The organism is Nonomuraea polychroma (assembly GCF_004011505.1).
GTDB lineage: Bacteria > Actinomycetota > Actinomycetes > Streptosporangiales > Streptosporangiaceae > Nonomuraea > Nonomuraea polychroma.
In genome coordinates this window covers 2,680,300-2,692,839 of sequence record NZ_SAUN01000001.1, presented here as the reverse complement: position 1 = coordinate 2,692,839, position 12,540 = coordinate 2,680,300, and the positions used below count along the sequence as shown (strand labels likewise).

General features: G+C 71.6%; 10 protein-coding genes. 2 read left to right on the top strand and 8 right to left on the bottom strand.

All coding sequences use genetic code 11. The features are described from left to right. Positions 1-7: 7 nt before the first annotated feature. The 3 genes from EDD27_RS11885 to EDD27_RS11875 form a co-directional block, all read right to left on the bottom strand. Positions 8-895: a Gfo/Idh/MocA family protein gene (locus EDD27_RS11885; protein ID WP_164903579.1), complete on the bottom strand. Its 888-nt coding sequence runs from the start codon at positions 893-895 to the stop codon at positions 8-10. A gap of 150 nt (positions 896-1,045) precedes the next feature. Then, positions 1,046-1,429, bottom strand: coding sequence for an isoamylase early set domain-containing protein (locus tag EDD27_RS11880; RefSeq protein ID WP_241563984.1), 384 nt, complete (start codon positions 1,427-1,429; stop codon positions 1,046-1,048). Between the two features lie 246 nt (positions 1,430-1,675). Continuing rightward, positions 1,676-2,512: an SDR family oxidoreductase gene (locus EDD27_RS11875; RefSeq protein ID WP_127932463.1), complete on the bottom strand. Its 837-nt coding sequence runs from the start codon at positions 2,510-2,512 to the stop codon at positions 1,676-1,678. Positions 2,513-2,589: 77 nt separating this feature from the next. Here EDD27_RS11875 and EDD27_RS11870 point away from each other — a divergent pair, with 77 nt between their 5' ends. After that, complete coding sequence (locus EDD27_RS11870) at positions 2,590-2,964, top strand: winged helix-turn-helix transcriptional regulator (RefSeq protein WP_127932462.1); 375 nt, start codon at positions 2,590-2,592, stop codon at positions 2,962-2,964. A gap of 52 nt (positions 2,965-3,016) precedes the next feature. On the opposite strand, the gene EDD27_RS11865 is transcribed toward EDD27_RS11870, so the two are convergent. From EDD27_RS11865 to EDD27_RS11845, 5 genes are all read right to left on the bottom strand, one after another. After that, the gene (locus EDD27_RS11865) at positions 3,017-5,845 is read right to left on the bottom strand and encodes an AfsR/SARP family transcriptional regulator (protein ID WP_127932461.1); all 2,829 of its coding nucleotides are present in this window, start codon (positions 5,843-5,845) and stop codon (positions 3,017-3,019) included. A gap of 192 nt (positions 5,846-6,037) precedes the next feature. Continuing rightward, positions 6,038-8,260, bottom strand: a complete 2,223-nt coding sequence (locus EDD27_RS11860; protein WP_164903578.1) for an AfsR/SARP family transcriptional regulator — start codon at positions 8,258-8,260, stop codon at positions 6,038-6,040. Between the two features lie 377 nt (positions 8,261-8,637). Further along, on the bottom strand, positions 8,638-9,339 hold the full coding sequence (locus EDD27_RS11855; RefSeq protein ID WP_127932459.1) for a response regulator: 702 nt from the start codon (positions 9,337-9,339) through the stop codon (positions 8,638-8,640). Continuing rightward, entirely contained in the window at positions 9,297-10,430 is a 1,134-nt protein-coding gene (locus tag EDD27_RS11850; RefSeq protein ID WP_127932458.1) for a hypothetical protein, read from the bottom strand. Before EDD27_RS11850 ends, EDD27_RS11855 begins: the two co-directional genes overlap by 43 nt. Beyond that, a complete protein-coding gene (locus tag EDD27_RS11845; RefSeq protein ID WP_127932457.1) occupies positions 10,423-11,550 on the bottom strand; it encodes a sensor histidine kinase in 1,128 nt (375 codons plus the stop codon). Before EDD27_RS11845 ends, EDD27_RS11850 begins: the two co-directional genes overlap by 8 nt. Positions 11,551-11,739: 189 nt before the next feature. Between EDD27_RS11845 and EDD27_RS11840 the strand changes: the two genes are divergently transcribed. Beyond that, positions 11,740-12,213: an SRPBCC domain-containing protein gene (locus EDD27_RS11840; protein WP_127932456.1), complete on the top strand. Its 474-nt coding sequence runs from the start codon at positions 11,740-11,742 to the stop codon at positions 12,211-12,213. Positions 12,214-12,540: the final 327 nt, after the last annotated feature.

Here is a 12,540-nt window from a genome sequence, read left to right as displayed (position 1 = left end):
GGGCCGCTCAGGCGCTCTTCTCGCGGGCGGAGACGAGCACATCGAGGACGGCTCTCGTCTCCTCCCACGGCACCGGACTCGGCGCACCGCCCACCATCGCGAGGAACGCCTCGATCGTCCCTTCGTACCCGAGACCTGCCATCGGATCGTCGCCACCCTCGATCACGATCGTCTCGGTGGCGTCGCGTGTATGCACCGTGACGCTGTAGGACTCGGACGCGGAGACACCAAGGATCTCGACCGTCCCGGTGATGCCGTCATCCCAGCGCAACGCCATCACTCCGGTGTCCTCCGACCGGAGCGTCGTGTAATGCCGCCGCGCCCCCGCCGCCCCCACCAGGCGTACGTCGGGACCGAGCAGCGCCACCAGCAGTTCCACTCCGTGGATCCCCATGGTGACCATCGTTCCGCCGCCCTGGCCCGGTGTGTCCTGCCAGGCGTTGTAGCCGGTCGCCCAGATGCCCACGTCATGCCGTACGGTCGCGCGCACCGCCAGCACCTCGCCCCGCTCGACCCGCGCTCCCGCGAAGGCCGGCGCGAACCGGAGCACCGAGCTGGACAACACACGGTCGTGGATCGGCAGGCGATCGAGCTGCTCCAACTGGGCCCGGGCGGCGGCGGCGGGCTTGTTCACGAAGCAGGCCACGCCCGTCTCCAGCACCTTGGCCAGCGCCTGCGGCACCTGGGGGTTGGGCACGGTCAGCACCACACCGTCGAGCCGGCCCGCCAGCATCTCCTCCAGGCTGCCGGCCACCTTCGCCTGCGGATGCTCATCGGTGAACCTCCGCAGCCGCTCCGGATCCTGCTCCCACACGACGAGCTCGGCGTGGCGGGCCAGGGTGCGGGCGTCGGTGTAGGGGTGGCTGGTGGCGAGCCCGGCGAGAGCGATGCGCACGGTTTGTCCTCCGTGTCCGGCAGCGGCTGTGAGAAACGCAGCCATCATGACAGTTCGGCCCGCCACCGGCCGCCATGCGGACCTGCGCAGCCCGCTGGTGGCGGCGTTGTGGAGTCTGACGGACGAGCGCCGGAGCCGTGAGCGGACCGCCTATCCGGAGAAGTATTCCGGCGGGAGGGTCACGTCGGCGACGCGCAGGCGGTCGCGCCCACGGCGGCGGCGTGCCTGACCTTCCCTGTTCCCGCCGGCGGTGGCCGAGATGTGCACGATGCAGCCGCGCTCGTCACGGGCGTCAGCGTCCAGATCGTCCAGCCAGCGCCCGCCCTCGGCCAGATACCGGAAGCAGATGCTGGCACCTTGCGGCAGAGTGACGACCGCGGTGTGGGTGCCATGCTCGGTACGCCGCATCGGATGGGCGTAGGGATCCCAATGGTTGAAGTCGCCCACGACCGAGACACGCCCGGGGATGTCGGCGGGCAGCGTGAAGGTGACGTCGACCAGCCCATCCGCGGTCGGCTCATCCTGTCGGATCACAGCGGTCTCCTCCTCGCACGGTGATGACGTCCGCCCGGTTCGGCCCGCGCCCCGAGCCCATCGCGGTACGGGACAGCGAGCCAGGGCGGAGCCGACACGGCCTTTGTGCAGTGCACGCCGCCGCATGTGCCGGGGCAATGCGCCACGACGTCGGACAAGCACCTTTTGAACGGCACTTGCCGGTCACCTTGCCCAGCGTCCCCTTCCCCGGCCTGCCGTCGGCCGTGACGGAACTCCTCGCCGACGCTAAGCGAGCACGGCGCGGACGTACTCGCCGATCGGCTGCGTGGGGCGGCCGATGAGCTCCCGGAGCGTGCCCGGGGTGTGGGCGAGCCAGCCACGGGAGATGTTGACGTCCACGTCGGCCAGCACCCCCGCCATCGGCGCCGGCACGCCGGCGCCGGCCAGGACGCCCGCGTAGTCGTCCTTCGACAGGTTCTGGTAGGCGATCTCCTTGCCGGTGACCGCGGAGATCTCGGCGGCCAGCTCGGCAAGGGTCCAGGCGGTGTCGCCGGTCAGCTCGTAGACCTTGCCCTCGTGGCCGTCACCGGCCAGCACGGCGGCCGCGCCGGCGGCGTAGTCGGCGCGCGAGGCCGAGGCGATCCGGCCGTCGCCGGCGGCGCCGTACAGGGCGCCGAGCTGGGGAGCCATCGTGATCGACTGCGCGTAGTTCTCGTGGTACCAGTTGTTGCGCACGATCGTGTACGCCACCCCGGACGCCTTGATGTACGCCTCGGTCGCCTTGTGGTCGGCGGCGAGGGCCGTCTCGGTGATGTCGGCGCTGGGCGCGCTGGTGTAGGCGAGCGCGGCCCCGGCCTCCTTGGCCGCGTCCACGATCGCCGCGTGCTGCTGCGCCCGGTTGACGTCCACGCCCGAGATGAGCAGCACCTTGGTGGCGCCGCGCAGCGCGTCCTTCAGCGTCTCCGGCCGGTCGTAGTCGGCTTCCCGCACCTCGACGCCGAGATCGGCGGCCTTCTCCGGGGTACGCGCCGCGGCGACGATCCGCTCGGCGGGAACGCGCTTCTTCAGCTCCTCGATCACCAGCCGGCCCAGGTGTCCGCTGGCCCCTGTTACCACGATCATGATTACTCTCCTCTAGTACCTGCAGTTCGGTTAGCACTTTCTACCAGAAAGTGCTGCGAGCGCGTAAGGTGGCCCCCATGGAGGACGAGTTCGAGAACCTGGTGGCCGACGTCTTCTCGCGCAGGTGCACCTCACGCACGGTGCTGGAGACGATCACCGGCCGCTGGGCGATCCTGGCGCTGGCGGCCCTGTACGAAGGGCCTTACCGGTTCAACGCGCTACGCCGTCGCGTCGACGGCGTCAGCGAGAAGATGTTGTCCCAGACCCTCCAGGCCCTGGAACGCGACGGCATGGTGCTCCGGGAGGCCGAGCACACGATCCCGCCCAGGGTCGAATACAGCCTCACCACGCTCGGCCGCGAGGCCGCCGAGCACCTGATCCCGCTGATCTCCTGGGTGGAGGGCCGCATGCCCGACGTCATGTCGGCCCGCGAGACCTACCAGGGACGCTAGCCCTGCGGTTCTGGCCGCCTTCGCCGGGGCACAGCGGCCCCGGACGACGAGGTCAGAGCATGTTCATGATGGGTCTCGGCGTTTCCGGCACGGCCTGGCCGTCGATGTCATCCGCCTCCGCCGGCGTGAGCAGACGCGCGTCCCGCAGGAGCATGAGGGATTCTCGCCACGCTTTCCTGGCCTCGTCGTGTCTGCCCAGGTCGTGAAGGGTGGTGCCGAGCCACCAGCGGGACACCGCCTCCCCCAGGCGATAGCCGGATTCGCGGAGCATCTTGACGGCGAGCTCATAGCTCTCCACCGCTTCGGTGAGGCGGCCGGCGTGGCGGTAGGCGTCACCGAGCGTGTCGCGCGCCGTGCCCTCGCCCATGAGCGACACGCGCTCTCGTGAGAACAGGTCCACAACAGCTCTTGCTTCCGCGACCGCTTCGTCCATCCGGCCTTGACGGTAGTAGACGTGCACGCGGTTGTTGCGGATCGTGGCCTCGGCGCCGAGCTGTTCGCTTCCCTCGGCGAACGTCAGCGCGAGCCCGAGGTGGCTGAGGGCGGCGTCCAGGCGTCCCACCAGCGTGTTGGTGACACCGAGGGTGTTGAGCGCGCCTATTTTCCGCCGGGGCAGCCCGGCGCGGTCCCAGGCGGCGAGCGCCCGCTCCAGCTCGGAGATCGCGTCATCGTAGCGGCCCTGGTCGCGGTGGACCCAGCCGAGGAAGCTGCGTATCTGTGCCTTGCCTGCCCGGTCGGCGCAGCGTCCGGCCGCCTCGATGGCGGCCTTGTAGATGCCGATCAGTTGCGTGTGCCACCCCTGGTAGCAGAAGGGCCAGTGGAGGCGGATGGCGAGTGCGACGGCGGTCTGCGGGTCGGGACCGTCGAGAGCCTGTTGCGCGACCGCGAGAAGGTTGTCCCGTTCTTCCCCGACCCACCGGCTGGCCTCCTCTGCGCTCGTGAGGGCGACGCCGGGCTGGTCCGCCTTTCTGCCGAGAAGGACCTGACTCGCGGGGTGGAGGCACGAACCGGCGGTCGTGGCCGTGGCCAGGTAATGGTGCAGGGCACGGTGGACGGCGGCGGCGCGGTCGGGTTCGGGGAGCTCACGGGCGGCCTGTTCGCGCGTGTACAAGCGGATGAGGTCGTGGAGCCGGTATCGGCTGGGGCCTGCCGATTCGAGGAGGCGGGCGTTGCGGAGGCGGTCGAGGGCCGCCTCGGCACGGTGCTCCGGCCAGCCGGTGAGCGCGGCGGTGGCCGCCGGGGTGTGGGTGGGCGTGTCGAGCAGGCCGAGCATCGTCAGGACGCGAGCCGCGTCCTGACCGGCGGGTTCCTCGCGCAGGTGCTGGTGGCTGACCGCGATGCCGGCGCGCACGGCCAGGTCGGCGTACTGGAGCGTGTCGAGACGGCGCGTGGCGTCCGCCAGCCGCTCGGCGAGGTCGGCCAGCGCCCAGTCAGGACGGGACGCCAGCCGCGCGCCCGCGATGCGAACGGCGAGCGGCAACCCACCACAGAGCCGGATGATCCGCTCTGCGGCCCCCGGCTCGGCCTGGACACGGGCCGGTCCCGCGATGCGTGCGAGCAGCGTGACCGCTTCGGCGTCGGTAAGCCCGGCGAGGTGCAGGTGGTGGGCGTTGTCCAGACTGCCGAGGACATCGCGGCTGGTGACGACGACGGCGCAGTCTGCTCCTGCCGGGATCAGCGGGCGCACCTGCGCGGCGTCGAGCGCGTTGTCGAGGATGACGAGCAGGTTGCACGCCGCGGTGAGCGAACGATAGCGAGCCGCGGCCTCGTCCGGCTCCGCCGGTACGGCGGTGCCGTCGAGCCCCAGCGAGCGCAGCAGCTGCCTCAGCGCCTCGATCGAGGAGAGCGGCGGGAGCCCCGCGGTGGCGCCGTGCAGATTGACGTAGACGACTCCGTCGGTGAACCGGTCGGCGACGGCGTGCGCGGCGTGGACGGCCAGCGCGGACTTGCCGATGCCGCCGGGACCGTCGATGGCGGCCACGGCCGGAACCCCCTGAGCCGGTCGGGCGAGCACGTCACGCAGCCAGGCGACCTCTTCGGTCCGGGCGGTGAACGCCCGCGTGTCGGCGGGCAGTTCGGCCGGCGCGACCGGCTCCCCGAGCACGGTCTCCTGTGCGGGCGTGGCGAGGTCGAGCACGGGATCCCTGCTCAGTACGGCGCCATGCAGTTTGCGTAGTTCAGCTCCCGGCTCGATGCCCAGTTCGGCGACGGCGACGCGCCGGCCCTCCTGATAGACCTCCAGCGCTTCAGAGGGGCGAGCCGCCCGATACAGCGCCAGCATGAGCTGAGCGCGTGGGCGCTCCCGCAACGGGTTGGCCTCGACGTGGGGCACGAGGTCGGGCACCACCGCGTGGTGACGGCCGGTGGCCAGACGCAGGTCGACGTGGTCCTCGAAGGCGGCCAGGCGTTCCTCCTCCAGCCGGGTGGATTCGATCTGGGCCCACGGGGCGGTCACCTCGGCCAGCGCGGTCCCCCGCCACAGGGCCAGGGCCTGCCGGAACAGGCTGTCCGCCGCGGCTGCCGCCCCGTGTGCCCTGGCGGTACGCGCCCGCCGGACCAGGCGGATGAACAGGTGGGCGTCAATGTTGTCGCGGGGCAGGGTGAGCACATATCCGCCGGGGACGGTCTCGATGATCTCGCCGCCCACGTGGGGCGCGAGCAGTTCCCGGAGCTTCGACACCACGATGTGGAGCTGCTTGTCGGCCGTCGCCGCCCAAGTCCCCGCCCACACGTCGGTGACGAGTTGTTGCGCGGTGACCGGCAGACCGGCACTGACCGCGAGCCTGGCCAGCACCCCGATGCGCCGCTGACCGGCCAGCCGCAGCGGCTCCCCGCCGGCGACCACCTGCCATGGGCCGAGAATCTTGATCTCCAGCTCCATCGGGAGCGCTCCCGTCGTTCACCGAACATGCGAGTGTGACGACATACATTGAGCATGTCTCCGGTATATCCCCGGTATGTTTTCTCGCCCGGCAGCCCTGCTCCGTCGACGGCCTCAGCCCTGAACCCGCTCTGTCGTGCGACGCACTATCGCGGGACCGTTCTGGGGAGCGAGTGAGCCGGCCGGACCGCGTTACGACGTCCGGTTGGCCGTAAGGTGGGGCCGCCTTCCAGGCGGCGGCGATATCGGCGTGAACGCTCGCCTGCCCTCTTGAGGCGTCGCGACGGCCTGTGTCGTCAAGCCTGCCGCCGACACGGCGGAGCGCTCCATCGTGCGGCACCTGCGCCAGAAGAGCCGGGAGAGGGCGTCGGGGAGACCCTGCGCGGCGGCCGCGGTGCGGGGGTCGGCGGTCGCCTGCCGGGCGATGGCGAGGATGTTGTGGCGTTCGTCCACGACCCAGCGGTTCGCCTCTGCGAGGGTGGCGAAGGCGAGGCCGGGCCGGTCGGCCTTGGGACTGTCCGTGCCGGGGTCGATCAGGGCGCAGGCGTTCGTGAGCGTGGCCAGGTAGTGATGGAACGCGCGGCGGGTGGCAGTGACGCGCGCGGATTCGGGCACGTGGCGGGCGGCCTGTTCGCGGGCATAGAGGCGGATCAGATCGTGCATCCGGTAGTGACCGGGCTCCGCGGATTCGAGGAGGCGGGCGTCCAGGAGCCGGTTGAGCGCGGCTTGCGCGCGGTGTTCCGGCCAGTCGGTGAGAGCGGACGCGGCAGCCGCCGTGTGGGTGGGGGTTTCCAGGAGCCCGAGCAGGAGGAACGCGTGCGCGGCGTCGTGACCTGCGGGCTCTTCCGGGAGGTGCTGGAGGCTGACCGCGATGCTGGAGCGGATCGCCAGGTCGGCGTGTTCGAGGGCATCGAGGCGGCGGGTCGGGTCGGTGAGGCGATCGGCCAGGCCGGACAGCGCCCGATCGGGCCGGGCGGCCAGGCGTGCCACCGCGATGCGCAGTGCCAGGGGCAGGCCACCGCACTGCCGTACGATCCGCTGCGCGGCTTCCGGCTCGGCGCTCACGCGGCGGGGATCGGTCATACGGGCGAACAGCGCGGTGGCGTCGGCGTGGTCGAGCCCGGCCAGGTGCAGATGGCTCGAGTGGTCGAGAGAGGCCATGACCTGGCGGCTGGTGACGATGACCGCGCAGGCGGGCCCGGCCGGGATGAGAGGCCTGACCTGGCCGGTGTCGAGCGCGTCGTCGAGAACGACGAGCAGGTTGCGCGTCGAGGTGAGAGAGCGGTAGCGGGCGACGGCCTCCTCCAGGGTGGACGGTATGGCGGCGCCGTCAAGCCCGAGCGAGCGCAGCAACCGGCTGAGGGCATCGAACGGCGACAGCGGCCGGAGCCCGGCGGTGGCGGCGCGCAGATCGACGTAGAGGACCCCGTCGGCGAAGCGGTCGGCGATGGCGTGCGCGACGTGGACGGCCAGCGCCGATTTGCCGGTCCCTCCGGGGCCGTGTATCGCGGCGACGGCGGGACGTTCGGGCACGGTGTCGGTGAGCGTTCTGCGTAGCCAGGCGATTTCCGTGGCGCGGGCGGTGAACACCTGGCTGTCGGCGGGCAGTTCGTTCGGGACGGCGGGCCTGGTGAGTGTGGTTCGCTGGGCCGGGGAGGCAAGGTCGAGCGCGGGCTCCCGCCGCAGCACCGCCTGCTGCAGCCGGCGCAACGCCGCTCCCGGTTCGATGCCCAGCTCATCGACCATGACGCGGCGCGTCTCCTGGTACACCGTGAGGGCGTCGGACGATCGGGAGGCCCGGTACAACGCCAGCATCAGCTGGGCGCGAGGACGCTCCCGCAGCGGGTGAGCCTCGGTATGGGCGCTGAGCACCGGCACCACCGCGTGGTGGTCACCGGCCGCCAGGCGTAGGTCGATGTGGTCCTCCAGCGCGGCCAGGCGCTCTTCTTCCAAACGGGCGGACTCGACCTGCGCCCATGGGGCCCTCATGCCGGCCAGCGCGTTGCCCCGCCACAGTGCCAGAGCCCGCTGGAACAGCTTGTCCGCCGCCGCGATCTCGCGCCGGGCGTGCGCGGCACGTGCCTGCGCGACCAGGAGCGTGAACAGGTGGGCGTCGATGCTCTCGCGGGGCAGATTCAGCTGGTACCCGCCGGCGACGGTCATGATGATGTCGTCGCCTTGGTGGGGTGAGAGGAGGCCGCGAAGCTTCGACACCACGATGTGCAGCTGCTTGCCTGCCGTGGTCGCTGTGCTCTGGCCCCACACCTGGGCGAGAAGCCGGCCCGCGGGGACCGGCCGGCCGACGCTCAATGCCAGATTGGCCAGGACCCCGACCCGCCGCTCACCGGTCAGTGTCGCCGGCTCACCGTTCGCCGTGATCTCCCATGGCCCCAGAATCTTGATCTCCAGTCCCATCAGGAATGTCCCCGTCCTGTCGGATGCAACGCCTGGAGCGCCGATCCCGACGATCATGATGGTCTGCCGCGCGTGGACCACGCCTCCGGCTGGAACCGCGTCATCGCCCGGCGGCGGCGCGCTCTACGCCAACGCCGCCGGCCCCACGTCGAAGTGCTGGTGCGTGTCTCCCGCCGGAGGGAACATCGCCGGCCGGTATGACCGGGCCGGCGGCTGACTCAGCGACAGGCAAGACAGGAAGCTTCCCCCACGGCTTTCGCATGCGTTCCCGGGCAAGGGATACCCACCGCTCCATCGCGGAGGGCATCCGCGCGGCTTGGCCGCGACTGACCGCCACTCTATGAAGGCACGGGGTGCTCTGGTGTCCGGCGAATGCCCTACAACGAGGTCACCGTTTGGTTGAGCTCGGCGAGCGTGATGAGCCCGTCGTCGAGGGCGCGGCCGACGAGCTCGCTCTTGGTCCGGGCGGCCCGTCCCACGTTGGCGTACTTCACCCGTACGCGCGCGATGTAGGTGTCCACGGTCTTGACGGTGATGTTGAGCTTGACGGCGACGAGCTCCTTCGAGGAGGACACGAACCAGGCCCGCAGCACCTCGGTTTCGCGCTGGGACAGGCGGGGCCGGCCGGGGGCGTCGTCGGCGACGAGCGCGCCGGACAGCGACGGCCCGGTGTAGGGCTCGCCCCGCGCCGCCGCCCGGATGGCGGGCACCAGGTGCTCGGGTCCTTCGCGCTTGGTCAGGTAGGCGAGCGCGCCGAGGTCGACGCACTTGATCGCGGTCGCGTCGTCGGTGTGCTGCGAGTACACGATCACCCGCCTGCCGTTGTCGACCAGCCTGCGGAGCTCACCGAAGTCCGGTCTGCGCGGCACCAGCTCCAAATCGAAGATCACCACGTCGGCGGCGGCGCCGGGTCCGGTCCAGACGTCGGCGAGCCGGTCCCCGGCATCGATGAGATCGATCGGCGGCGCGGCTTCGGAGCACCAGGCGCGCACACCGGCGGCAATGGCCGCATGATCATCGACGATCACCGCGGTGATCAGCTCGTCGGCTGCGGAGCCGGGTGCGGAGTCGGCTGCCATCGGACCTCCATCCAGACCGTGTCGTCGTACGTCAATGTCTCGACCCGTACGCCGGGTGTCGCCGGGCTCGGCACGTCCACCTCGCCGCAGTCCGCGACCGCGCTGACCGACACCAGGTCCGCACTGCCCACGACGGTGACCCGCGCCCGGGAGGCGGCGGTGGCCAGCACGATGAGCACGGCCTCGGTGAGATCGCGTCGAACGGCCACGGGCAGTGCGGGCCAGTGGCCACGCGCGTCCAGCTCCACCACGACGCCTTTGCGGTCCGCCACGTCGATGCAGTGGCGTAGCTCGTGCAGCAGGGGGTTCGTGACGGTGTCGGACTCGGCGAACAGCCGCCGCATCCGGGCCGCCTCGATGGCGCAGCGGCGCTGGACCACCGGCTCCTCAGGGCGGAGCGAGCCGTCGGCAAGCCCCTCCAGCAGCGGAATCGTGGTCGCCGACAACTCGGCGAACCTCTGCTGCCTGCGCCGGTGCGACTCGGCTGCGACGGCCTCGGCGACGCGTACCTGCTCGATCTCCCTGCGCGAGGCCTCCGCCGCCGCGCTGAGACTGCGCAGGATGGCGGCCGCCACAGCCACGCACAGGGGAAAGCCGATCACCGTCACCGAGCCTGTGGCGAACCTGGCCAGCGCCCCCCGGCTGGGCTCGTCGAACAGCACCAGATGCAGCAGGGCCATGACCTCGTGGGCGAGCAGGAACGCGGCCGAGGTCCGCAGCGGACGGTCCAGCAGCACGACGAGACCCGCCCAGTTGGCGGCGCCGAAGAGCCAGTCCACACCGGTCGACGTTCGCCCGTCCGGCAGCGTCGCGTACGACAGCGCGGACGCGGCCAGCACGACCGCGATGGCGGCCCAGCGCAGCCGCCCCCACGACCGCCGCCGCACGAGCAGCACGGCCTCGCCCGCGAGCACGGCGCCCAGCGCCGCGAGGGCGGCCACCTGCGCGAGAGCCGGCTCGTAGGCGTCCAGGTGCCGCAGCATGTTGGCCTGCCCGAGCCCCAGCACGATCGCCCCGGCGACGAGCAGGGTCGCGATCCGCAGGCCGTGCCGTAACTGCGTGCGCGTCCGCTCCTCGACGCCGTCACTCATCGCCGGCCCGCCATTCCAGCCGGACGAGGGTGCCCTCGCCCTCGGCGGAGGTGATCGTGGCCGTGCCGCCGACGCGGCTCATCCTGCCGCGTACGGACTCGCGCAGGCCGCGCCGGGTGTCCGGCACGTCCGCGGGCGAGAAACCCTTCCCCTGGTCGGCGATGTCGAGCCGCAGCGCGCGGGTGTCCCCGCTCAGCCGGACGGCCGCCCGCGTGGTGCCGGCGTGGCGGCGTACGTTGGTGAGGGCCTCCCCCGCCGCGTCGGCGATGACCCTGGCGATCTCGAACGGGAGCACCAGCCGCGCGGGTGCGTCGAACTCCACGGTCAGATGCGTCGCGTCGAGGTCGGCGCGCAGCAGGTCGACGAGGTCGGCGCGGCGGGGCGCTCGCCCGCTGTCGGAGCGCAGCCGGTCCAGGTCGCGGCGGGCCTGCGGGGCCAGCCAGTCCGCGTCCGAGCGCACCTGCCCGGTGCCGACCATCAGCAGGGTCGTGGCCGCGGTGTCGTGCAGGGAGTTGGCGAGCTCACGTTCTTCGGTGCGGACGGCAGTGGCCACCAGCGACTCGCCGCGTACGCGCGCGGCCTCGGCCGCCATCCGGTCGGCCTTTTCCGCGGCGTGGTGAACGAGCACCCAGGCCGCGCGGGACAACGCGGCCGCCGGCACCGCCCACATCTGCCCGGTGACCAGGGTCGCGTCCACGTCCAGCGCTCCCGCCGCCGTGTAGAAGGCCATCGCCCCGCCCCCGGCCACCACCGCCGCCGTGCCGCCCACCGGCGGCGAGGTGTGCCACTGGCACGTCACGCAGGCGAAGGTGATCAGCAGACGCAGCCACCCGGTGTTCCTGTCCTCGATCGCGCCGGTCCAGAAGACGCTCGCGGCCAGCCCCAGCAGGACGGCCACGTCGAGCGCGACCGGCGCGGTCCCCCGTCCGGCCCGCAGCCACCACGCATAACCGCAGGTCCACACCGCCGCGACGGCGACCACGGCCGCGGTGGGCGCCAGGTGCTCGGGTGGGGCACGGAACAGGGCGATCGCGCAGATCGGCGCCAGCGTGGCCAGGCGCACGGCGGCCGCGTACCGGCGGCCGAAGCGCACCAACAGCCGCGCCGCCTCCCCGGCCAACCGTCACCTCGCAATCCGCCCGTTTCGCGATCTCGCTGTGACGCAGCCTAACGCGCGAGATCAGCACGACCACGATCGACTGCACGGCGGCGCCGGCGCGACAAGCGTGCGCATCATGTCAAGCAGGCATTCCGCAGCGCCCGCACCATCGAGCCCCGCCTGCCGTGCCCCGGCCGCTATGGTCGCGTCATGTACTCGACGCAGGTTTCCCGGCACGTGAATGCCTCGCGTTCGGCCGTCTACCAAGCGCTGCTGGATGCGGATGCGATCGCGAAGTGGCGGGTGCCGGCCGGTATGAGCAGCCATGTGCACGCATTCGATGCCCGCGAAGGAGGCGCCTTCCGCGTCTCGCTCACCTATGACGCGCCGGTCGGCACCGGCAAGTCGGCACCTCACACCGACACCTACCACGGCCATTTCGTGAAGCTCGTGCCGGACGAACAGGTGGTCGAAGTGTTCGAGTTCGAGACGGCGGATCCCGCGCTCCGCGGCATGATGACGATGACGACCACGCTCACCGATGCGGACGGCGGCGGCACCGAGGTCAGCATCCTGCATGAAGGCATTCCCGACACTGTGCCCGCCGCCGACAACGAGCTGGGCACGCGCATGGCACTGGACAACCTCGCCCGGCTCGTCGAGTCGAGCGAGCGTTCCGGGTGACCGAATCCGCGCCCGACTCGATCGAACCGTGACCTCGTTGTCAGGCGTTCACCGGACACGTCCCCTTTCCCGCCGTCCGTAGGCTGGTGACCAGCCGTGATACAGGCGCAGGCGGCATCGGCATCGGCATCGCCGAGCACGGTCCCGCGCGTTTTCCGCTCGCTCGAGAACGAGCCCGCGCGCACGGGGGTTCCGCCTGACAATCGCTGGTCCGTTCGAGAGGTCGACGTTGTCCACACCATTCCCGCCATCCCCGGGTCCGGTCCCCGGCCGGCATCCGCAGGGCCCCACTGCGACCGGAACACCGGGATGGCCGGGAGGGCCGGG

Excerpts from the sequence above, each read along its gene's own strand:
- EDD27_RS11840 (WP_127932456.1), top strand. The coding sequence starts at position 11,740 with ATGTACTCGACGCAGGTTTCCCGGCACGTGAATGCCTCGCGTTCGGCC.
- EDD27_RS11860 (WP_164903578.1), bottom strand. The coding sequence starts at position 8,260 with ATGGGACTGGAGATCAAGATTCTGGGGCCATGGGAGATCACGGCGAAC.
- EDD27_RS11865 (WP_127932461.1), bottom strand. The coding sequence starts at position 5,845 with ATGGAGCTGGAGATCAAGATTCTCGGCCCATGGCAGGTGGTCGCCGGC.
- EDD27_RS11875 (WP_127932463.1), bottom strand. The coding sequence starts at position 2,512 with ATGATCGTGGTAACAGGGGCCAGCGGACACCTGGGCCGGCTGGTGATC.
- EDD27_RS11850 (WP_127932458.1), bottom strand. The coding sequence starts at position 10,430 with ATGAGTGACGGCGTCGAGGAGCGGACGCGCACGCAGTTACGGCACGGC.
- EDD27_RS11870 (WP_127932462.1), top strand. The coding sequence starts at position 2,590 with ATGGAGGACGAGTTCGAGAACCTGGTGGCCGACGTCTTCTCGCGCAGG.
- EDD27_RS11855 (WP_127932459.1), bottom strand. The coding sequence starts at position 9,339 with ATGGCAGCCGACTCCGCACCCGGCTCCGCAGCCGACGAGCTGATCACC.